This window comes from Paenibacillus sp. Aloe-11 (assembly GCF_000245715.1).
Taxonomy (GTDB): Bacteria; Bacillota; Bacilli; order Paenibacillales; family Paenibacillaceae; genus Paenibacillus; species Paenibacillus kribbensis.
In genome coordinates this window covers 213,305-237,375 of sequence record NZ_JH601054.1, presented here as the reverse complement: position 1 = coordinate 237,375, position 24,071 = coordinate 213,305, and the positions used below count along the sequence as shown (strand labels likewise).

The following is a 24,071-nucleotide window of genomic DNA, read 5'->3' as shown; positions in this document are numbered from 1 at the left end:
TATTTTTTGGAAGGGTAACGGTTCAATTTATTATAATACATATACCCCTATATGTATATAAGATATCGAAGCCTGCTCTCATTGTCAACCTGTTTGATGATTTGAACTCACAAACAAAAGAAAAAAGCCACGCAAAGGCGTGACTTTTGTAACATAAACAAAATACTATTCGTCTATTTCCATCAGTTCCGGCAAATCCAGTGACATCGAGATATTGCAGAGCATACCTCTGGCAAGAAAGAGCATTGTTCTTTCCAATGCATGCTCAATACCCACTTGACGAAAAGCAGCATAAACAGTCGTATGAACATCACGAAATCCCTGCTGCATCACGCTCACAACCACATCCTCCCCGATGGTCTGCGCCTGCATTTGTAAAAGTATTTCATTGCGGTATCCGATCATAATTTGCGAATAAGCTGCGATCAGCTCCTGCTCTAGCTGTTCAGATGGGGACGAATGAATGACCTGTTGAAAAGATTCCAGGATGCGCGCAAAGGAAACCTTCAGGGCTGCGACAAGCAATGCTTCCTTGGTAGCAAAAAAACGGAAAACATACGGCTGGGAAATGTTGGCCCGTTCTGCCACTTTGGCAGTTGTGGCTCGATAATAGCCCATCTCTGCAAACACTTCAATAGCGGCCGATATAATTTCATTTTGGCGATTTATTGATGTTGACGTAGCTTTAGCCATGACTTTTTCATCCTTTTGTTTATCATAGATTCAGTTAAGTGATTAATCAATTACTAAATCTAATATAAATGACACTGTACGAAAATGCAATGGCAATCGCTCAGAAAAATAAGTCGTCTCCGTAATGGTTTTACGGAAGCGACTCTTTTGTTGTGGATCAAGATTATGGAGTCATGGAGTTAAAATACAATCTCACATAGTTGATTTTTTGCGTTTTGGTTTGATAGGAAAATACTAAATACTGATCAAGTCCGGAAGCGTCTTTGATAGTATAACTGGCTTCTGCTGTATTGGGTACACTTCTGGAAGTGTCGTTCGTTTCGGTCGGCGTACCCAATTCCTTAATGACTTGGCTGATAACCAGCTTTCTGTAAGAGGGATCAGATGATGTAATCTCTGTAACTTTATCGCTTCCGTCCAGTACGATATCCGTATGATGCTTGGTGTAGCTCCGCGTATGGCCAGTAGAGCCTGACTCGGATTTTCCCCACAGCTCGAACAAAAGATCGCTGCCAGTTCCCAAACCAAGACCTTTGGGCAAGTTCGGAAGTGTCCCCTGCTTGGCTGCACTGAGTATAGTTACTGGGTAGTGTGCGTTTTTAGATGGCGCTGCACTACTGGCAGGTGACTGATGGGGCGAGGATGAGCCTTGCTCAGACACCTTTCCGGTATCCTTGGAATCTGCTGGACCCTGACTTTGCTGGATTGTGTCCGAACCTTGCTTGTTCGTATCTGCATTTTTACGATTGTCGTCCGTATGCTGAACCGTGGAATCGGTAGACGGTGCAACTGCTGCTCCTTCCGTAATTGGAGCAGTTGATTTTGCTGCTCCGCTATTGCCGCATCCGGTGATGGCAGCGAAACTTATAGCCATCAAAGCAGTAGCTGTGACTAGCTTATAGGGCAGCTTTTTTGGTTCATGTGGTTGATATGAATTTTTCATATGAGATCACTCTTTCCTTGTTTCAATGAGGTACAAACCAAGTGTAACTAAACCGCATTTCCAGAATACCTCTACTTGTTTCCAACTTGTAAACAATAATATTAGAGGTTATCCAACATACACGATTTGCGTTAGTACGTTCCTCGCTGTTGTTTAAAAAAAAGGAGAGCGAGATATGGTTTTTGCTTTTATATTCACAACAATGCCGTGCCAGGGGACAGTCTGACATTTGGGATATAGAAAAACCCGCAAACGAATAAGATCGCTTGCGGGTTGCTTGAATTTGAGATTGAAAAAAGCTAAATGGCCCAATTTCCTTTGCGAAACACAGCTTCTTTACTTCCGTCCTGCAGCTCACCATCAATATCCAGTTCGGCTGAACCGATCATAAAATCTACATGAGTCAGGCTGACATTGGCACCGTTCTTCAGCAATTCCTCCCGACTCATTTGTGTTCCTTTTTCCATATTAAAGGGATACGCACTGCCCAGAGCCAAGTGACAGGAGGCATTTTCGTCAATGCCTGTATTGTAAAAAATACGATTGAGATTGGAAATCGGTGAATCGTGCGGAACCAGCGCAACTTCACCCAAATAACTAGCCCCTTCATCCGTAGCGAGCAAATGAGTCAGATGCTGCTCGCCAGATTCCGCTGTATACTCGGTGATTTTGCCGTCCTTAAAGGTAAATGTAATCCGATCTACCAGCTGTCCGTTCAAATTTAGCGGCATAGTGCTGGTGACATAACCGTTCACACCAGTACGCTTAGGCATCGTGAACACTTCTTCTGTCGGCATATTCGCCACAAAATAATTTCCACGTTCGTTTTCACCACCACCACTGCGCCAGATATGTCCGTCGGCCAGTTCAATTTTCAAATCTGTTCCGGGTGCGCGGTAGTGCAGGCTTTTATACTTTTTATGATTCAGCTTGTTTTGCAGCTGTTCGAGGTTTTTCAAATGCTCCTGCCAATTCTGAACGGGATCTGAGCCGTCTACACGGTTCATTCGGAAAATCGTATCCCACATGACACGGATGCGATCCTCTTCTGCCACATCGGCAAATACTCTATCGGCCCAAGCCTTCGTTGGCGCTTTAATCAGACACCAGCTAATTTTATGATTCCTGGTATATTGGGAAAAGCCCTCTCTCGCCGTGACCGCCGCCTTCGTTGCACGCGAAACCTTTTGCGGATCAATACCTTGATACAGATCGGGATTCGGTACCTTAATGGTTAGCGTGGCTCCACCCTCTTCGGCGAATTTTTCCATCATTTCCGCCTTCCAGGCCGGGTAATAGTCAAAGCAGGCATCGTCACCATGCTCAAAACGACTGCGCGTAATTTGATCGTCCTCAAACTCTACCTGCACGTATTTGGCCCCTGCCTCATAGGCTTTGCTGACAATCAAACGCGTGAAATCAATGGTTTCCAGCGGTGCAGTCACCAAAAATACCTGTCCGGGCTGGATATTGACCCCTACCCTCACGACAAGCTCTGCATATTGCTCCAGCAATGTTTCAAATGAACTCATGTTCCCACGCTCCTGTTCCGTTTTCATCGTATTTAAGCCTTATCATTACAGTACGGCTTGCTTCTCCAATTCACGCAAAGCCACTCTTCGAATTTTGCCCGAACTGGTTTTGGGAAGTTCCTGAATGAACTCTATTTTTCGTGGATACTTATAGGGTGCAGTCCATGCTTTAACATGCTGCTGCAGCTCCTTTGCCAGCTCTGGTGATCCTTCTACTCCGGCTTTAAGTACAATGTAGGCCTTTACGACATGTCCGCGTATTGGGTCAGGGCTTGCTACGGCAGCACATTCCTGCACGGAATCATGCTTCATAAGCGCTTCCTCTACTTCAAAAGGACCAATAGTATAACCGGAGCTGATAATGATATCATCACCTCGTCCTTCAAACCAGAAATATCCATCCTCGTCTTTGCGAGCCCGATCTCCTGTCACAAAATATTCACCATGGATACTCATTGCTTTGCGTTCCGGATCAAGGTAATACGTATGGAATAATGCCGGAAGATCAGCACGTACTGCAATATCACCGACTTGACCCGCCGCCAGCGGAATGCCATCCTCGTCTACGACCTCAACAAGTCCCGGCGCAATGGATTTGCCCATCGAACCTGTACGCAGAGGTACGTCCTTCAAGTTGCCAATAATTAATGTGCTCTCCGTCTGCCCGTAACCGTCACGAATCGTAATGTTGAACTGCTCCTGAAACTTGTTAATAACCTCCTGATTGAGAGGTTCTCCCGCGGAAACTGCGCTGCGCAATTGGGACAGATCGTACTGATCCAAGCCATCCGTTTTGGCCATAATCCGATATTCCGTGGGCGTACAGCATAATACCTGAATCCCATACTCCTGCAGGAGCTGTAAATAGCGCCCCGGACGAAACGGACCATTGTATATAAATCCGGTCGCTCCATTCCCTAGTACGGATAAAAACGGACTCCAAATCCATTTTTGCCATCCCGGTGCTGCTGTAGCCCATACTACATCTGAAGCTTGGATATCCAGCCATGGGGATGTTATTCGCAGATGAGCATACCCCCAGCCATGGCTATGTACGACACCTTTAGGATTCCCTGTAGTACCCGAGGTATAGGCCAGAATCGCCAGGTCGTCCCGATGTGTCTTCACAGCTTCAAAAGTATCGTCCTGCCCGTCCATCAGTTCATCCAGAACAAGCCAGCCGGGTGTAGATGCCGTGCTGTCACCGGAAACCATGATCCGATAATCCAGGGCAGGCATATCATCAATTATTTTGTCTACTTCCCCGGTTACTCCGGTCCAGGCAATGACCCCTCGTGCTTGTGAATGGCGAAGACGATACGCAATATCCTTAGCCCGCAGCATTTCCGAAGAAGGAATAACGGCAAGTCCCAGCTTCAAGCACGCCAGGTAAATCACATACGCAATAATACGCCGTGGTACTACGACCAGAACTCTATCTCCTTTGTTAAATCCCAGACTTGTGAGTCCACCAGCCAGTCGATTGGCCTTTTTCAACAGCTCTCCGTAGGTGATCTCCTCGTATTCTCCAGTTTCGCTCAACCACTTGAGTGCTGTTTTATCAGCATCATGGTAATCCATTTCCGAGGTCATATTGTAATATTCAGGCGCAAGCCATTGCTGCTGATCTGTCAATTGTATCTTCCCCTTTATACATAAGATGAGAACTATGATCTAATCGTAGTATATCACGTCTTAGTACCAGGTTCTAATACCAGAATCAATTTTTTATCAAAAAGATAAAGTCTCTAGAAGCGAACGATAAAAAAAGAGCCTCGTTTCAGACTCTTTTTCTTACCTGCTATTGAGTTTACAACTGAAGCTCCACTACTGTAGATGCGACTTCCTGTCCGTTCACAAGCAGTACAATGCGGTGTGCGCCCGGGTAATGGCGACGGGTCGTCAGATCTGCAAAACGGTGCGTCCGCATACCTGTAAGACGGGTTCCTCCGGGAACGGTTTTGTCGGAAAGCAGAAATAATTTACGCGAGACTTGTCCTCTCGCCTTCACAAAGTCGATGCCGTATTCGATGCGGACCCGTACCGGGTCACCTTGCCGAAGTTGAAGCGCATAGCTCAACTCGCAGCTATCACCGAGCTTTAACACAACCGGATCGGAGGTAAAAGATGCTTCCGTGACTAACGGTGATCCGTTCGTTTCTTCGGCATAACCGAACAGCGCCATCACCTCGGGGCTGGACTTACGGATTAAAGTCCGGCAGCCATGACGCACAATCCAGTCCGTATCAGGATGTGTGCCTTTCCACCGCCTAGCCGTCGCGATAACCGTATCGGGGTGATCCTTTGCAATATCGTTCAGATTGTTGGCTACACTTTTACGTACATACAGTGACGGATCGGCTTTCAACAATTCCAGCACGGCCAATACCGGTGCAGGCTCGCGTTTAAACATGGGCAGTGCCTGCCCCCACGGCAGCCGTGGACGACAGCCTTCGCTGGCTAGACGACGAACATGCTCGCTTTGGTGTCCTGCCCAGGCTGTCATCTGGCGCATCATCCGTTCCGGTTCACGCAACAGGAAGGATCTTACGGCAAACTCCGCAGACGACTTCTGTGTGAAGCGCTCCAGTGCCTCCATGGAAAGTGTCCAATGCTCCTCCCCCTGTCCATACACCTCCACAAAGTCCGGAAAGAATAAGTATGGAAAACCGCTACAATGCTCGTCTATGGCAAAAAGGACAGCCAAGGCTTCTTCATAACGACTTGGCAAGAACGTTCCCAATGCTAGTGAAATCTGTCGCATCCGGGCTTTTAGCTCCAGCTCATTCCACGTCCCGTCCATAACTTGACGGATAAATCCGTTGGTATCAAACGAGCTATAAGAAGTTTGTACTCTTTCACCGAAAAGGCGAAGAAAATCCTCTGTGTATATATTTTTTAAAGGCTCAGCCATCTCGTATCTCCTTTTGCACTCGAATGTAACGATAGATTTATACCTTCGTCTATGATAACCATAAACGGCGCTCCAACACCAGCACCAAAATAATCAGCCTCAACATGGTGAAGCCAGACATACTAAAAATGCCAGACCCTGTGATGAGGACCTGACATTTTGCATGCGTAGCTTATGAATTGTGGGAAGGGGCTACTCCTCCAATCTCCCCTGATGGAATCTCAAACTGGCGAATATCCTTGACCAGGAACATAACCAATCCGCACAATGCAGTAATCAGTCCGCTGAAAAATAGGACCTCACTCAAAGCAAACCGTAAAGTTAACGCCCCTCCAATCAAGGCCCCTAATGGCAGAGCCGCGCTCGACAAGGTGTTTAGAAAGGCTGTAACACGTCCCAGCAACGGCAGTGGTGTAATAATCTGAATCAAAGACGTTTGCAGTACATTGATGATGCCTGTAAAAACGCCTAATAACAGAGCTGCCAGCAGCTTCATCCACATCTCCGGCACGATGGAAAACACATAGATTGCCAGTCCCATAGCCACCCAGGAAACCGCAATGGTAATGCCGTTCTTTTTCAATACACTGACCAGAAAGGAACCGATAAAAATACCGATAAAATAGGCTACATAGAGCAAGCTGTAATAGATCGGTGAGCCATAGGATACAGCGATGGAAGGCATGGCAATTACCAAGATCGCCATCGAAAAGTTCGTCAGAGCAAAGAACGGAAGCATAATTCTCAGGAAGGTGTGCCGTTTTACAAAAAGATACCCTTCTTTCAGCTCCTTCAGATAGTACCCCAGCTTCAGTGAACCCCTACCGTTCGTGTCTTCCGCCGCAGGAGCATCGATTTGCTTGTTGAGCCTGACGTACACAAAGCCTGACAGAAACAGCATCGCGCTGGCTAGAAAAAACGTATTTTTCATCCCCATTGCGATGATGAGTGAGGCTCCGGCCAGATATCCGGCGATATTAATAACCTGATCCGTCGACGAAATCATGGAATTCGCCCGGACAATCAAATCCGGCGAACCTACCAGTTGCGGCAGCATTTTACTGTTGGCCGGATAAAACAGTGTGGAGAAGCAGGATGCAATAAACACAATAACGAGGATAGCGACCAGATTAACCATCCCATCCTGAATGAGAAACGGGACGGCCAAAATAAGCACAGCCTGCGTAAACAAGGCGATGCTGGCCAACAATGGCGGTGAATAACGGTCCACTAAAGGACCCACGAGAAAGCTGAAAATCGTCGCCGCAGATACGGCTGTATACGTAAAGCTGGTCATCGCCACCGATTGCGTTGATTGCTGTACAAAATACAGCAGGACGATGGAATAAATGCTGTCCGCGATATTGGCAGAAGTACGGGAAGCAAAGAAACGGATAAAACGACTATCCTTAAACAATTGATTCACATCTTCATCTCCTTACTGCGAAATGGTCAAAGCGTTTAAAAGCCTGTCACTAGCAGCCTGGAAGATTTGATGGATATACTGTCGGTCCTCTTCATACGGAAGGATCAGGGAAATCTCCAGAACTTTGCCGACATGCTGTATCTCGAAAAAAATGGCTTTATTGACGCTCAATTTTTCTCCATCTGCATCCATTTGGTCAAAAAGTGCCGAGTCTTCTCTGCTCTCCCCCAAATAATTGAAAACGACAGGCAATTGTTCAAGCCCTTTTTTCAAGATACGGCTGGAATCGGGATAAGTCTCCTCCATATCTCCGTTGATCATTAGATTAAAAAAGTTCAAATGATGGCGTGTAGCCGAGTCCAATTGTGCAAGGATGCCCTTTTCACGAGCTGCGATGTCGTCTTCCTGAAGTACAATGGGAATATGATCAATACATTCGCCCACCGTTCCAAAATAGTTCTGATCACCATACTGTCTTCCGTAATTTGTCATCCATAGCGGAACCTCGGAAATATGAAAATAGGCGTTGAAAAATTGGTAAGCCATCTGTAGTGAAAGACTCCACATGCTCGCAGATTGCCCCGGCTCCGGAGTGTGGTTCACATCCAATCTCCAATGATACTTGGTAGATACTGCATGGTTACGATTTTGTGCTAGGGCCTGAATAAGATCGTTATTTTCGCCAAACACCTGAAGCCTGAATTGCTTGTTCATTTGCTGATCACTGATGCCTTGAGGGCCTTGACGGATATGCTCCACATAATCCCGATAATGATTGGCTTCTGCTTGCTGTGGTGCCTGCTGGGGATGGTGATATTCATCAAGAAGCTGTCTCCGCAAAATCCCACCGCTTGTAGCATCAAAAATAATATGTGAGCATGGCAGCAGAAGCAGTTGCTCCCGCAAGTTTAAGCGAATCAGGACAATACGATATTGTAAAGCATGTGCCTGCTCATACGGTTCCTCATAAAGCTTGGGCACCATGTAAGAAAGGAGCCTCTGCTGTATATATACCGGATACTCGGAAAGATCCACCATAGGCAAGCTGATATGCTCTGGTGCTGGTTTAAGCCCCCAGGTCCACGTTTCATCTGACTTCATAATGACACTTCGCAGCAACTCATGACGATGAATTAGTCGTAGAATAGCGGCGGTCAATCGTGGGATGTTCAAATAGTTGTCCAACCGGATAGACATGCCTGACCCGACAGGATGCTGCAAATGATAGAGCTGTACAGGAGCAAGCGGGTATTGTCCAATCGTGTCCGGAGCCAGTATATGGGTACTCCATTCCGTATTTAAGCCAGCAATATTGTCCGCCCATTCTTCGGCCTGATGTTGGATGAGGGCTTCTTGTTCAGGGTTTGTCAGCCCGGAGTCATCTGTTACGGGAACTCCGCATACCCGATCGTGCTCGTCTATGCCCCATGGAATAATATAATGGGGATACAGCTCGGGGTGTATGCGGGATTGAATAAATTCTGTAATGTCCTGAACCTTCTCTGCATGGAAAGGCTCTAGTTGCAGGAACAGATAGTCTTGTTGAGCACTGGATACGGTTCGAAGCAAGGCATGAGTACCAAAGGCTTCTCCGATAATCCGCCCGGCCTCCTGAGGGTCGGCTATAAGTTTGCTTGTTTCCTCTACTCCCGCTTCCCCGCGTTGCAAAAGATCGTACAAGCTGCGAATCGTCTGATATTGAAGCAATTGATGTATATCCAACGGGATGTTCAATTCCTGTGCTTTGGATATCAGCTGGATGGCTTTTAAAGAGTGTCCTCCAAGCTCGAAAAAGCTGTCGTCAATACCGACCCTTTCGACTCCAAGCACCGTTTGCCACAGGTTCGCCAGTTGCTGCTCCACTTCATTTCTGGGGGCCGTGTACTCTAGCTGGGAACTATTGATCGCTTCCGGCTTAGGAAGCGCTTGCCGATCAATCTTTCCATTCGTGTTCAAAGGAAGCGACGGCAGAAATACATATTGGGCAGGAATCATATAGTCTGGCAATTGCCCCGCCAAATGGGCTTTCATCTCACTTATAGTCAGAACTGCATCGGTTGCAATGTAAGCACAGAGTGTTTTTTGACCATCATTCGCAGCTATTACGGCAACATGTACTCCATGAATGGCATCATGTCTCATAAGCCTGGTTTCTATTTCCCCAGGCTCGATTCGATAGCCGCGGATTTTAACCTGTTGGTCGATTCGTCCAAGATACTGCAGATTACCGTCTGGCAGCCATCTACCCAGATCACCTGTGCGGTACATCTTTTCACCGGGAATGAACGGATTAGAGACAAACTTTTCCCGAGTCAGCTCATCTCTGCTCAGATATCCGCGCGCCAGACCATCGCCACCCACACATATTTCGCCTTGAGCCCCGATAGGCAGCAATCTGTTTGAAGAATCCAATATATAGGCAGTGGAATTTCCGATTGGCCGCCCGATCGGAATGTTGCTATACTCCTTTTCAATCGGAAAACAGCATGAGAATGTGGTATTCTCTGTCGGGCCATAGCCATTAATGATCGTCAAGCCAGGACATTTTTCTCTAACGTTAGCGATGATTGCAGGTGAAAGCACATCTCCCCCTACTAGCAGGTATTTGAGAGGGGAAAATAGTTCGGGCTTCTGCTGAGCAAGCTGATTGAACAATGGCGATGTCAGCCACATCGTCGTAATGTGATTTTGCTTGAGAGCAGTACCCAGCTTCACAGCATTTAAAATGATGGATTCCGGCACGATATACAAACGTAGACCGTTGAGCAAAGCTCCCCATATTTCAAAGGTACAGGCATCAAATACTAAAGCTCCGGTCATTAGAATGCGGTCGTTCTCAGCGAATTGTACGTAATTTGTATTTTTGACCAGTCGTATGACATTTCGATGCTCAATCATGACTCCCTTAGGACGACCCGTGGAGCCGGAGGTGTACATCACATACGCCAAATCATCTGCTGTTGCCGATCGATTGGAACTGGTGAAGACGTTGGTATCATAAGAGCCAATATCACCTAAATCCAGCACAATACCGGAAAATTCGAATCCAGTTGTTTGGCTTCCCCTGCCTGATAATGTAAGTAAAATATCGCTGTGGCTATCCTGAAGCATAAATGTAATCCGGTCTTGCGGATAGGCAGGATCTATCGGCAAATAAGCTGCTCCAGCTTTTAAAATACCTAGTACCCCAATAATCATTTCGGGTGATCGTTCGGTCAGGATAGCCACAATGGTATCTGGCTGCACGCCCAGCTTCCGCAGCTTGGAGGCCAACTGATTAGCCTTTGTATTTAATTCCCTGTAGGTCAGCTCTCGATCTTCAAATACAATTGCCACCGCTTCCGGTGTCTTTTCTGCCTGTTCCTCAAAACAGTGATGGATTGTATGCTCAGCAGGGTACAAGGTCCGGGTATCATTAAAATCGAACAAGAGCCGCTGTTTCTCCTCTGTCGTCACAAAATCCAGGTCCTTAACGGATATATCCAGGTTAAGAAGGACCTGCTCCATAGCTTGGCTGAGATGACTGGCGATAAGCTGGATCATGTTTGAGTCATAGGTTAGCTCGTTATAGCTAAATCTGATTTCAAGCTTGCATCCAGGCACGACAACAACGTTCAAATCGTAGTTGGTTTGCTCGATTTCCTCCACTTCCGAGATACGAATCGTTTTTGATTCTTCCTCAAGGCTCATGAGATCTTCGGAAATTGGATAATTTTCAAATGCGACAATATGACCAATCAGATTTTGCTTTAATGAGGTGTGAGACTGGATATCAGCTAGTGACAGATAGGAATACCGATTGGACTCCATCATGGAATCCTGCACAGACGCCAGTAAATCCGAAAACCGTTGTTCCGGGGAGCTGATGATTCGTACCGGGATCGTATTGATGAACAAACCGACCATATTTTCTATCCCAGGTACTTCATCCGGTCTGCCAGATACAACTGAACCCAAAATGACATCGTTACTGTTATTGTATGTTTGTAGTAAAATGCCCCACAGGGTTTGAAATACGGTACTTACGGTGACACGATACTGCTTGGCAATATGCTCTAAGCCTTGGGTCAGGCGTTCTTCCCATATGCTTGTAAATTGTTTTGCCCTATAGGAGGAGTCGAACGACCGCGTATAGCCGGGAACGACGGTTTCATTTTCAACATGAAGCAAATATCGTTGCCAGTATGCGGCCGCTTCCTCTTTGTTTTGTCTCTCCAGCCATTGGATAAAGCTGCTGAATGGAAAAACTGGCCCTAGCTTTAAAAACGTATTGTCCCGAAGAGAAATGTAGATGTCGAAAAAATCCTGGGCTACTGTACCCATACACCAGCCATCCATCACAATATGAGGAAAGCTCCAAATAAGCTTGGAGTCTTCCTTTGTCCATTGAATTAAAGCCAGTCGAATCGGAACCTCTTTTTCCAGATCAAAGCCCGTTTGTCGATCGTTTTTTAGAAAAGATTCAAGAAGAGATTTTTTTTCTTCGTCCGGCTGTCCGCTCCAATTTTCAACATGGATGGGAGTGGCCTCCCGTTGTTCCAGAACGACTTGAAGAGGCCGTTCGGTTTCCTTATACATAAAGACAGTTCGGAAAATATCGTATCGGTCGACCAGCTTTTGCAAGCTTTGCTGTATTAGGCTGGCGTCCAAAATGTCTTGAATGGTGATAACGGTCTGTTCAAAATAAGCTTCCGACTTTTGATCCAATATGGAATGAAACAGCATGCCCTCTTGCATTGGCGAAAGCGGATAGAGGTCTTTAATTTTCACCTGAGCCAAAATTCACCTCTCCTTTACCGTGCGAATGTTTAATTTCATGTTGGTTTGTTCATCTTTATTTGAGATTGTTCAACAGCTTGTCGGCCAAACGACTTGCCATATGTTCAAACTCTCCGATGGATAATTGCCCGTATGTGAAATCAGTCGGACTTTGCTCGGTTGTTTCCTTTGCGCAGCAATGGCGAATGAGCCCCAGCAAATGCTTTTTATATCCTGTAGTCAACCGCTCCACCGTAGATGGTTCATATTCACGCCCGCTATAGTCAAATACAAGACGAAATTTTCCACCCATTACCATACCGTTGATATCAAAGGTACATGTTCTTTCGGCATGGGGACTAACTTCAGCACCGACCAACGAAGAAAGCGTCGAAGTTCGCAAAGGTGCATCTGCTCCAGCCTTCTCATCAAATTGCCCCAAGTAGTTAAAGCTGATTTCCGGGACCTTGGCTGAAAAAAGTGTCTTCGTACCCTGCTGGTTCCTTGGGGACAAATAGCGTAAAATCCCGTATCCTACGCCCTTGTTGGGCAGCCGCCGCAGCTTGTCTTTAACCACCTTGATCTGATGGGCCAAGTCTTCCGGCTTGCTCACGTCCATCACAAACGGATACTCGGACGTAAACCAGCCGACTGTGCGGGAAACATCTATGTCTTTGATGAACTCCTCCCTGCCGTGCCCTTCCAAATAAACCGTAATTTCAGCATGTCCGCTCCATTCATGAAAAGCTAACCCTAGCGCCGTCAGTAAAATATCATTAATTTCGGTATTGTAGGCATGGTGCACGTGTTTCAACAGGTTTTCGGTTTCTACCTGGCTGAGTGTCACTTCAGATTGGCGTGCGTCACAGATGAGGCTAGCCGAAACCTCATGATCTTTTGGCAGAGGGTGTATCTCACGAGCTTCTACCGTATTCCAGTAGTTTATTTCCTGACGCGCCTGTGCGCTTTGCGCGTACTCGGACAAACGCGCTGCCCATTCCTTGTAGGAATCGGTCTTGGCGGGGAGCTGTAGCTTTTCACCGTGAGCTAACTGTTGGTAGGTTGTTTCCAGGTCTTCCAGCAGGATTCTCCATGACACACCGTCTACGACAAGATGATGAATGACGATTAATAAATGATCGGCTTCCTGTAGCCGGAATAAAGCCAAACGCACAAGCGGGCCGTTGCGCAAATCAAAACGGTTTTGCAACGCGTCAGCAAGCTGCGCAATTTCTTCCTCAGGCTGGTCAGCATGTAATAAATCGTAGCTTTCCAATGTAAAGTGCTCACCTTCGGCTATGGCTCTGTTATAGGCGACAGGTTCTTTTTCACGCTCATCAAAGGTCATGCGCAAGGCATCATGGTGCGTGGTCAGCTTATCCATGGCGATTCTCAGCCAGGCTTCGTTCCATCTGTCGGCGTTCTGGAGCATGACAGCCTGATTATAATGATGACGTTCTGTTCGATGATGCTCAAAAAATTCCCATTGGATCGGTGTCAGCTCCACTACACCTTGAACTTCCCCTTGCGGGATGGTCCGGGTTACTTCTTTAATATAAGGAGCGATCAAATCAATCTGCGGGTGACGGAACAAATCCTTCATATCCATTTTGAGGCCCTTCGCATTCAATCGGACCATAATTTGCAATGCTTTGATCGAATCCCCCCCAAGCTCGAAAAAGTTGTTGCGCAGGCCAATCGGCTTAACACCAATGACTTCCTCCCAGATGGAAGCGAGTGTCTGCTCCAGCTCGCTCTGCGGCGCTTCATACTCGACGTCGGTCAACGCAAAATCTTCGGGTTCTGGAAGCGCACGTCGGTTAATTTTACCGTTATGGGTCAAAGGCAATTGATCCAGCACGATCATATGCGCAGGCACCATATAGCTTGGCAACTGCTTGGCAAGCTCTGTCCGCAGGAAGGATTTGTCGGTTGTACCTGCTACGTAAGCGCACAAATACTTTTGTCCGGTCTTATCCGTTCTATCCGTGACCACCGCTTGGCGTACCTCATCCAATTGGAGTAAGGCCGACTCAATTTCACCAAGCTCGATCCGGTAGCCACGGATTTTTACCTGAAAGTCAACCCGGCCGAGAAAATCAATGTTGCCATCTGGCAGCCAGCGGGCCAGATCTCCGGTGCGGTACAGACGCTCTCCGTTCACAAAAGGATTCGGTACAAATTTCTCCGCCGTCAGGTCAGGACGGTTCAAATAACCGCGGGCCACAGAAGCACCGCCCAAGCACAACTCCCCGGCTACACCGATAGGGAGCGGCCGCAAAGCCTCATCCACGATATATACTTTATGATTTGGCAGTGCTTTTCCAATCGGGACGATACCTGATGGAGGCAGATGTTCAGCTGTTTCTTCATAAAAGCTGGAATCAATAGCCGCTTCGGTTACACCGTAGGTATTCATGATGCGCATCGTATCGCCGAAGCGATTCAAAAGCGTCCGATAGTTTTCAACACCAAAGCTGTCCGCGCCTGTAGTAAGCAGCTTCATGACACTGACATCTGTACCGTGTTCATATACGTAGTCCATAAGCAGCGTCAACAAAGCTGGCGGAACTTCAAACGTCGTAATTTCGTGCTGTTCGAGAACCTGGGCCAAAGCTGGAGGATCGTTGCGCACATCCTGCGGGCAAATGACCATGGTGCCTCCGTTCAAGAATGTCTTGGCCAGATCACCGGCAAAGACATCGAACGACATACTGGCAATCTGAAGGAGCTTGACTGGAAACTCTTTTAACTGGTGAGCTTCTCTATAGCCCCACGCCGTATTTACGTAATGACGATGCTCGATCATCACGCCTTTGGCGTTGCCCGTCGTTCCCGATGTGTAAATGACGTAGGCCAAAGCCTCAGGATCATGAATAGGCGTGTAGATGGGCGCTTGTTGATGGGAATGCTCCGCTTGTGAAGCTTGTTGAAGTGAGGCTTGTTGAAATAACGCTGGCAAATCCAGCACTTCACCCGCAAAATCCACATCGGCCAATAATTCAGTCAAGGAAGACTGCGTGAGCATAATCTTAGCTCCGCTGTCCTGAAGCATGTAAGCAATTCTCTCTTTCGGGTAGGTCGGATCGACAGGTACGTAGGCAGCTCCCGCCTTCATAATCCCTAGCACAGCGATAATCATGTCTGCTGAACGCTCAAGCATCACGGCGACGAGATGTTCGCGCTTGACCCCACGGTTCTGTAGTGCTTGAGCAAGCAGATTGGCCTTATCATTCAACTCATGATAGGTCAGTACAGTATCTTCGTAGATGACAGCGGTCTGTTCCGGGATACGTTCTGCCTGCGCCTCAAATATTCCATGAAACGTTCCGGCAGGATAGTCGGCAATCGGTCCGCTCCATACATTAGTTAGCTCTGCCTCTTCTGTAGCGGTCAGCAGACGAATGTCCCGCAGCAGGAGCTCTGGTATACGTGCAATCTGAACGAGTGTATGCTCCAAATGTCCGGCTAACCGTGTCATCGCTTCATCGCTGTAGACATAGTTGTTGTAGGACAGCATAAAGCTCAGCGCTTTTCCGTCCTCCACTTCGATGTTGAAGTGGTAAGGTGTTTCTTCTGACAGCTGGGCGTCCTCCACGACGAATCCAAGCCGTTCCTTCAGATCAGGCCGGCCAACCATATCCTCCAGCGGGTAGTTTTCAAATACAACAAAATGATCCATGAGTTGCTGCTTGAGCGCTGACTGGGACTGTATTTCAGCGAGTGAAAAATAGTCATATGCCCGTGATTGAACCGCGCTGCGCTGCACTTCACGAAGCAGGCCTGAGAATGGCTGATCTGCATTCAACTTGATCCGTACCGGTATGGTGTTAATGAAAAGTCCCAACATCTGTTCCACACCTTCAAGTTCCGGCGGTCGACCGGAAACAACGGTGCCGAAGACGACGTCTTCACTTTGGTTGTATCCTCCAAGCACCACTCCCCATGCAGCCAGAAATAGACTGCTAAGGGTTGTTCCGTTGCGTTCAGCCACCGCCCGCAATTGACGGGTTGTTTCATCCGTGAGTGTTATTTTATGCTCATGCAGCAAGTACCCGGTATCTGCCTGGAGTGGATCGGCTACAGGCAGAGTTGGCAGCACGGATGGCTGATCATAGCCGTTCAGGATGGACCGCCAGTATTCCTTCGCCGCCTCCTTATCCTGCTTATCCAGCCAGCGGGCATAGCCAGTATAGGGCTGCGGTGTTGGCAGTTGTACGGTCTTACCCGCTTTCAGTGCTTCATAAGCCGTGAACAGCTCGTCCATCACGATGCCGAGGCACCAACCGTCCATAATAATATGATGAAAGCTTAAAAGCAGCGTATATGCGTTCGTTTGAGTTTGAAGCACAGCCAGACGAATGAGCAAATCCTTGCTCAAATCGTAACGATGGTTCCGGTCTGCGTCTACGTAGCTGCGAATGGCTTCAGCTTGCTCTGCCTCGGGAATATTCATCAGATTTTCGTAACGAAGCGTTGGATTTCGCTCCTTAAACACGATGAGCCGCGAGCGGGAGGCACTTTTATGATAAATATTCGAACGAAGCGTTTCATGACGCTGTACCAGGGTCTGAAAGCTCTTTTGCAGAGTCTCCAGGTTCAGTTCACCCTGGATGGTCATTCGTACTTGCTCATAGTACGCCTGTGATTCCGGCTCCATCACCGTATGAAAGAGCATCCCCTCCTGCAAAGGCGTTAAATTGGCCACTTTTTCGATTTCAAGCCTTTTACTCATCGGATTTCCCCCTCGTGCGAATAATTATAGGCTTTCATAAAAATGCTTCATCTCTTCGAACTCTTCCAGATCCAGATCATCTGCCCCTACGTCTGTTGGTGTCAGCTCCTGACCGGACTGATCCAGACAATGACGGATGGCATTCAACAGGTGAGTTTCGAAGCGAGAGAAAAGTTGTTTGACCGTGCGCTCTTCATATGCATTTCTGTCATAGGATATACGGATACTTAATTTTCCGTCTTCCAAGCGGCTATCCATATAAAGAGCATAAGATGAACCATTAATCGCATCCTTGCTACCTGCTCCAACTTCAGCTTGCAGCGGCGATGTTGAAAAATAAACCGATTCCGGGTGTAGGGCGTCTATATAACGGAACCCGATTTCCGGATGACGAGAACGTTGGGAATTCGTTGGATTGCTGAATTCGGTCAAATATTTTAATACACCGTAGCCTAGCCCATGGTTGGGAACCTGTCGAATGGTCTCCTTCACACGCTTGAGCAACCGCGCTATATCGTTCGCAGATTTGATATCCAGTACAACTGGATACACGGACGTAAACTGCCCTACCGTTCTGGAGATATCCAGCGAATTTGTTTCACCCGGCTCTCGGCCAGGGTTCTCCACGTAGAGTGCAATCCGTTCTTGTCCTGACCATTCGGACACTGTTTGACCCAGCACGGACAGCAGTACTTCCTCCGGCACGGTATTGTAGGCACGGTTGACCTGTGTCATCAGATGCTGGGTTTCGTCTGTTGATAATTGCAGGTGGAGCTGATGTGTTTGTCTCTCCGCTCCAGAATCCGCAATGACTTCATGGTCTTTGGGAAACGTCCCCCACTCGGACAACTCTATCTTGTTCCAATAGTCCTGCTCCTTGAGCAGCTCTTTGCTATTTGCATAATGCTCAAGATGCTCTGCCCACGTTTGGTAAGCGTTCGTTTTGTCCGGTAAGACAATCATTTCCCCGTTCAAAGCCTGTCCGTAGCCTGTTGCAAGGTCCTCCAGCAGAATGCTCCACGATACTTGGTCAGCTACCAGCGGGTCTACGGCAAGGAAAAGATGGTCCCCGCTATCCAGACGGAAAAGCCCTACCCGAACCCGAGGCCCTTCAAACAGCCGCAGGCTGCTTTGCATCCGTTGGCATTCGGCTTCCAATTGGCTGCGTGCTTCGCTTTCCGTTCCCGTAAGCGACAGCACCTCCAGCGTGATTAGCTCCTCATGCAGTCCTTTGTGAGCTTGCGTAATCGACCCGTCAGCCTGTCGTAATAAGCCAAGACGGAGAGCATCGTGGTGCTCCACGATTTTCTTCAATGCGGCTCGCAATGGCTGCTCGTCAAAGCCCGACTTTGCCAACAACAGTACCGACATTGCGGCAGGAAGGGCCTCGGATGCTGGATGCCGTTCGAACCCATCGATTAGATGTCGTTGTATCGGTGTCAGTGGTGCCTCTCCATCTATCGGGCCTTGCTCTATCGGATGGGACAGTGTTTCTGTATAGCCGCTCAGAATTTCAATGGACGGATGCTCCAGTACGTGTCGGATATCCAGTGAATATCCGTGAAGACGCATGCGTGCAATGACCTGAACTGCTTTGATGGAATCGCCTCCGAGCAGGAAGAAGTTATCCTGAATGCCCACCTGATCACGTCCCAAAACATCTTGCCATACGGCGGCCAAAGCTTCTTCCACATCATTTCGCGGCGCTACATAGGCCACATCCGGTCGGAATAGCTTTTCAGGCTCCGGCAATGCCTTTCGGTCGGTTTTTCCATTCGGTGTCAACGGTATCCGATCCAGAAACACGAAGTAAGACGGAACCGAGTAATACGGAAGCAACTTGGCAGCAAGTTCATGAATGACCGCTAAGCTTGGTGTTTCTTCTGTATTCAGTACAAGGTAAGCACACAAGACGGATTCTTGCTCTTTGTTTTGATTTACAGTGACGACTGCCTCTTGAATTGCAGAATGGCTCATCAAAGCATTTTCAACCTCACCCAGCTCGATCCGGAATCCGCGTACTTTCACCTGATGGTCGATTCGGCCGATAAACTCCAGATTCCCATCTGCTTTCCAGCGAGCAAGGTCACCCGTTCTGTACATTCGTGTTCCTGTTGAAAATGGATTATTCACAAATTTTTCCGCTGTCAACTCCTCGCGGTTCCAATAGCCACGGGCCAGCCCTTCCCCTGCAATGCATAGCTCGCCCGGTATACCGATTGGCTGCAGTCTGTCCTGCGCATCCATGACATAAATGTGCGTATTCGCAATGGGGCGTCCAATGTCAATCTGTTTGGCATGGGTAAGCTCCTGTACTGCCGACCAAACCGTCGTTTCCGTTGGCCCGTACATGTTATAAATGCGGGGCCCGTTCAATTGCTGCAATGCCTCCAGCAGCCTGGACGGGAGCGCTTCTCCCCCAACCATAATTTCCTGTACACCTTGCAGCGCACGGGAGCCTTCCTCATGACTCAGCAGCATGTACAGCCGGGATGGCGTCATTTGCAGCATGTCAATATGATGTGCAGTAATCAGCTCGCCAAGTGTCTGAGGATCGACCTGATGATGGCGGTCGCCTAGCACGACGGTCATTCCGCCCAGCAGCGGCAGAATCGTTTCCAAAACGAAAATATCGAACGAAATGGTAGTTAGCGATAACATCGTTTTGTTCGCTGCAAAGTCGATCACTTCACGCATTCCTGTAATAAAGTTCAGCACCGAGCGATGCTGGAGCATAACTCCTTTCGGATTTCCGGTTGAGCCAGAAGTATAGATGACGTAAGCCAGATGCTCCGGCTGAGCAGTGGCTTCCAGATTGGTCCTTTCCTCTTGGTATACTCCCTCATCTTCGATAAACAAGGTGTTGTCGCTATAATGGTGTTCTCCTACCAGATTGCGACTGGTCAGGAGTACGGCAGCCTCACTGTCACTCAGCATATATTCAATACGGGCTGACGGATATTCAGGGTCGATAGGTACATAAGCGCCACCCGCTTTTAGCACGGCGAGCAGACCGATAATCATTTCCGTCGAACGCTGCACCATCAGACCGACTAACTTATCGGGTCCTACACCGTGCACTTGAAGTACCCGTGCCAGTGAGTTCGCGCGTTCGTTCAACTCCCGGTAGGTCAGACGCTGCTTTCCGAACACCAATGCTATATGATCCGGCGTCTGTACGACTTGCTTTTCAAACTGCCCGTGGACTGTCTCATGGTACGGGAAAGGTACGACAGTATCATTAAATCCCGTTAGCAGCAATTGCTTCTCTTCATCAGATACGATCGTAATATCGGCCAACCGCACCCCGACATCCTGCGTCACCGTTTCCAAAATTCGCACATAATGCTCTGCCAGCCGCCGGATGGTCTCCGGTTTAAACAGCTTTGTGCCATACTCCAAAGTGAAGGACAAACGTTCTTTCTCCTCGGTCACATGCAATGAAAAATCTACCTTGGATATGCCCGCGTTGAATTCTTCCGGTTTAAAACGAATGCCGCCTGCTTCCAAAACATCTGTGCCGACATTTTGCAAACTGAATATCGTATCGAACACCGGGTTTCGACTTACGTCGCGTACCAGTTCCAGCTTGTCTACAAGCTCATCGAACGGGTATTCCTGATGCTCCAGTGCCAGCAGCGAGTTTTGCTTAACCTCCTGCAAAAAGGACTGGAACGTTAAAGAAGCTTGCGGCTGATTGCGAAGAACCAGCGTATTGACGAACATGCCAATCATCGCTTGCGTATCCACATGCCGTCTTCCGGCAACAGGTGTACCTACGATAATGTCCTCCTGGCCAGAATATTTGCCCAGCAGGACATTATAAGCCGTCAAAAGTACCATAAAGATCGTAGATTCGGTATCTTGGGCCAATTTGTAGAGTCTGCTCGTAAGTTTGGATTCCAGGGTGACGGTCAAGCTGTCACCTTCAAAGCTTTGTGCTTGCGGGCGTGAAAAGTCCGTAGGCATATTTAGTACAGGAAGCTCGCCATCCAAGGTCTGAAGCCAATATGATTCATGCGCTTGCAATGCGTCGTCCGTGATCTGCTGCTTCTGCCAGGCAACAAAGTCTTTGTAATGAAGCTGAATGTTCGCAAGCTGTCTACCCTGATACCGTTGAATGATTTCATCCAGCAGCACGGCCATGGAGAAACCATCGGACACGATGTGGTGCATATCCACTAGCAGATTGAAGCCGCCTTCGATAAATTCGTACAGTTCGGCGCGGAATAAAGGAGCTGTTCCCAGATGAAAAGGCTGAACAAACAAGGTCTGAGCCTGTTTTGCTTCTTCCTTGGAAATCCGGGTATACGGGATGTCGAATGGAATCGTGTCCCGAACTTTTTGTACCACTTCTCCGTCTTCCAGATCGAAATACGTCCGAAAGGATTCATGACGCAAAATAACTTCCCTAACGGCTTCAATGAAGCGGGGAACCTCCAGATCTCCCTCTATGAAAAGCTGACCGGGTACATGATAGGCCGTTCCGGCTCCCAGCTGTTCCAGCACATACATTCTCTTTTGGGAAGAAGATACCGGATAGAAGGCTTGCGATTTCACTGATACAATCGGTTCGTAGGTCTTCCTTGTTCCACTCGCAATATATGTAGCCAGATCACCAATCGTTTGCAGTTCAAAAATGTGGCTGAGTGGAATGTGTACACCCAATTCCTTGTTGACTCTCGATAGAATGACCGTCGCTTTTAGTGAATCACCGCCCAGTTGAAAAAAGTTATCGTCATCGCTGATATCCGTTACATTCAGAACGTCCATCCAAATGTTCACGAGTTGATCTTCTACGACGTGGTTCGCAGAAGCAGCGTCTGTTTTAGTGAATACGCTTACTTGTCCCCGCTCTGGCAAAGCCTGTAGATCAGGCTGACCATCCGGCAGAAGAGGAATATGGTCCATAGGAATCCAAAAACGGGGCTGCGTATAATCTGGAAGAATTTCGATTACAGCCTTTTTTAGTGCTCCTTCTTCCCAAGGCTTCGATGCGTTTGCGACCACATAGGCGGCTATATATGAGACTTGTCCAGCTTCGTCCGTTTGTGGTGTAATGACGCAGGACTCCAATTGGAAAACTTGCAGCAGGTGTTTCTCCAGCTGCTCCAGATTAACCTGATGTCCGCGAATGTGGATGCTCCGATTCAAATTTCCAATATGCCGCAGCTTGCCATCGTTTTCCACGTAAACCCATTCCCGGGTCGTTCCCAACAAACCTGCTGCTGAGGCTTGATACACCTCCCCTGCTGTCCCAACTGGTGCCAAATGCTTGTAGGCATCAAGGACGCAAAGATAGTTTCCGTTGGCATCGGTATTTGCTGCCCATGCTGCTCGAAGCTGTTCGTTCTCCGGCGCACGGAGTAAAGACAGCGCGGAAACGCAAGCCCCTTCTTCCTCTACAATGGAATGCAGCAGATTCAGGAAATATCCTGACCATGCTTCGATCATGTTTTGCTGAAAAAGATCCGAATTGTAGTCGAAATCAAGACGCAATTGCTTCTGCGCCTCTGTCACGTTCAAAAACAACTCGTATTTGCTAAATGACACCTCATTCTCAACGAGTTCTGCTTCCAGTCCATGGAATTGAAAACGCGGAATCGGTCGATCCATATTGAATACAGCGTTAATGACAGGCAAATGCCTCAGCCCCAACTGAGCGAGTCCGGCAAAGCTGTATTTTTGAAAGCTGTCCAGTTCATTCATGCGCTTTTTGACCGTTTGGACATGCTCCGTAAAAGTAGCATCAGGACGCACTTCGCTGATCATCGGAAGCAAGTTGACACAGTTGCCGATCAAAGAGAAGGCGTCCATATGGGATTGTCCTGCGGTGGGAACCCCCACCGTTACTTCCTGCTGCCCTGTCAGGCGATGCAGAAAAATCTGAAAGGCGGATAGCAGCGTTACAAAAAGGCTGCTGCCTAGCTTTATGCTGGCGGATTTCAATTGTTTAACGAGCGTCGCTTCGAGCATTACGGTATGCCTGCTTCCTCTGGAAGAAGGAATCTGTATTCCCCTCACCGGAGATGGCAGATGGATGACAGGCTGCTGTTTATCCAGCATCGCTGACCAAAAAGCCAGGGCCTCTTCTTTGCCGGCTTTCAATTGATCCTGCTGCCAAACCACGTAATTCCGAAAAGGAACTGGTTCTGGAAGGCTGTAGTCAGCTTGTCGGACAAGCGCAGAATAGATCTGCTCCAGTTCCTGAATGAATACACCAATCGACCAGCCATCCGCGATAAAATGATGAAACGTAAAGACACTCAGATGCTCTTCATCCGATATTTTCAGCAAATGAATCCGGAATAACGGCTCACCTGGCGTCATGGCAAATGGGGTTTCGCTATCCTTGATCATCCATGCCCGGATATGCTGTTCCTGTTCATCCGGGTGATAACTGGTAAAATCATGAAGCGGGACTTCCACTTTCATCACAGGAGCGATCACCTGAGTTTCCCCATCGCCGCTCATAAAGGTATGTAAGGCTTCATGACGGTTTACGATCGCCTGAACAGCCTGGTTGAACGCCTGCTGCTGAAGTGAACCACGAAACCGCAACAAGGCGGTTTCGTGTAAGGATTGAGAGTCACTTCGATCTGAAACAGAGGCGAACCAAAGCTGCTTTTGCTCTGGAGTTAACGCAATCACAGTTTCTGCTGCTTCAGCCTCTGGAGGTACGGTTACAGGCTGCTTGCCCGGTCCCGGGCCGTTTCCATTCGGGGGCGGGTCCGGTAAAAATCCCCCTTTGCGCAGCTCGTTCACGCTATCCTTAACCGCTTGTACGATTCGCGCAATATCTTCCTCGGTATGGGCCGTGGACAAGAAGCAGTTTCGTCCCTCCCAGATATAGATGCCTTTGTCCAGCATGTGATAAAAGAACAATTCCAGATCGCCTTTGAGCACGAAGCGGAATAGGGAGCCAAAGTGAACGACCTTCATAGGTACGTGTTCGTCAGTAAAATAACTGTTCAGCTCCGCTGCTAACGCCGAGGTGCGGCTATTCAGGCGATTCTGCAGTCGCTCGCCATTTTTCTCCAAATGATCCAGCACCGCTAAGGATGCAGCCA

The 24,071-nt window shown here is 48.1% G+C and carries 9 protein-coding genes; all 9 read right to left on the bottom strand.

Annotated features, from left to right (window positions below):
- Positions 1–165 precede the first annotated feature (165 nt).
- The gene (locus tag WG8_RS12120) at positions 166–693 is read right to left on the bottom strand and encodes a TetR/AcrR family transcriptional regulator (RefSeq protein WP_007430467.1); all 528 of its coding nucleotides are present in this window, start codon (positions 691–693) and stop codon (positions 166–168) included.
- A gap of 163 nt (positions 694–856) precedes the next feature.
- Positions 857–1,636, bottom strand: coding sequence for a DUF4309 domain-containing protein (locus WG8_RS12115; protein ID WP_007430466.1), 780 nt, complete (start codon positions 1,634–1,636; stop codon positions 857–859).
- 299 nt (positions 1,637–1,935) lie between these two features.
- Positions 1,936–3,168: an aminopeptidase gene (locus tag WG8_RS12110; RefSeq protein WP_007430465.1), complete on the bottom strand. Its 1,233-nt coding sequence runs from the start codon at positions 3,166–3,168 to the stop codon at positions 1,936–1,938.
- Positions 3,169–3,213: 45 nt separating this feature from the next.
- On the bottom strand, positions 3,214–4,803 hold the full coding sequence (locus tag WG8_RS12105) for an acyl-CoA synthetase (protein ID WP_007430464.1): 1,590 nt from the start codon (positions 4,801–4,803) through the stop codon (positions 3,214–3,216).
- A gap of 175 nt (positions 4,804–4,978) precedes the next feature.
- Positions 4,979–6,082 (bottom strand): hypothetical protein, encoded by a 1,104-nt coding sequence (locus WG8_RS12100; protein WP_007430463.1) that lies wholly within the window; start codon positions 6,080–6,082, stop codon positions 4,979–4,981.
- 172 nt (positions 6,083–6,254) lie between these two features.
- A complete protein-coding gene (locus tag WG8_RS12095) occupies positions 6,255–7,508 on the bottom strand; it encodes an MFS transporter (protein ID WP_007430462.1) in 1,254 nt (417 codons plus the stop codon).
- Between the two features lie 12 nt (positions 7,509–7,520).
- Entirely contained in the window at positions 7,521–12,278 is a 4,758-nt protein-coding gene (locus WG8_RS12090; protein ID WP_232289103.1) for a non-ribosomal peptide synthetase, read from the bottom strand.
- A gap of 64 nt (positions 12,279–12,342) precedes the next feature.
- The gene (locus WG8_RS12085; RefSeq protein WP_007430460.1) at positions 12,343–17,001 is read right to left on the bottom strand and encodes a non-ribosomal peptide synthetase; all 4,659 of its coding nucleotides are present in this window, start codon (positions 16,999–17,001) and stop codon (positions 12,343–12,345) included.
- Positions 17,002–17,025: 24 nt separating this feature from the next.
- The coding region (locus WG8_RS12080; protein ID WP_007430459.1) for a non-ribosomal peptide synthetase at positions 17,026–24,071 on the bottom strand (7,046 nt) is incomplete at its 5' end.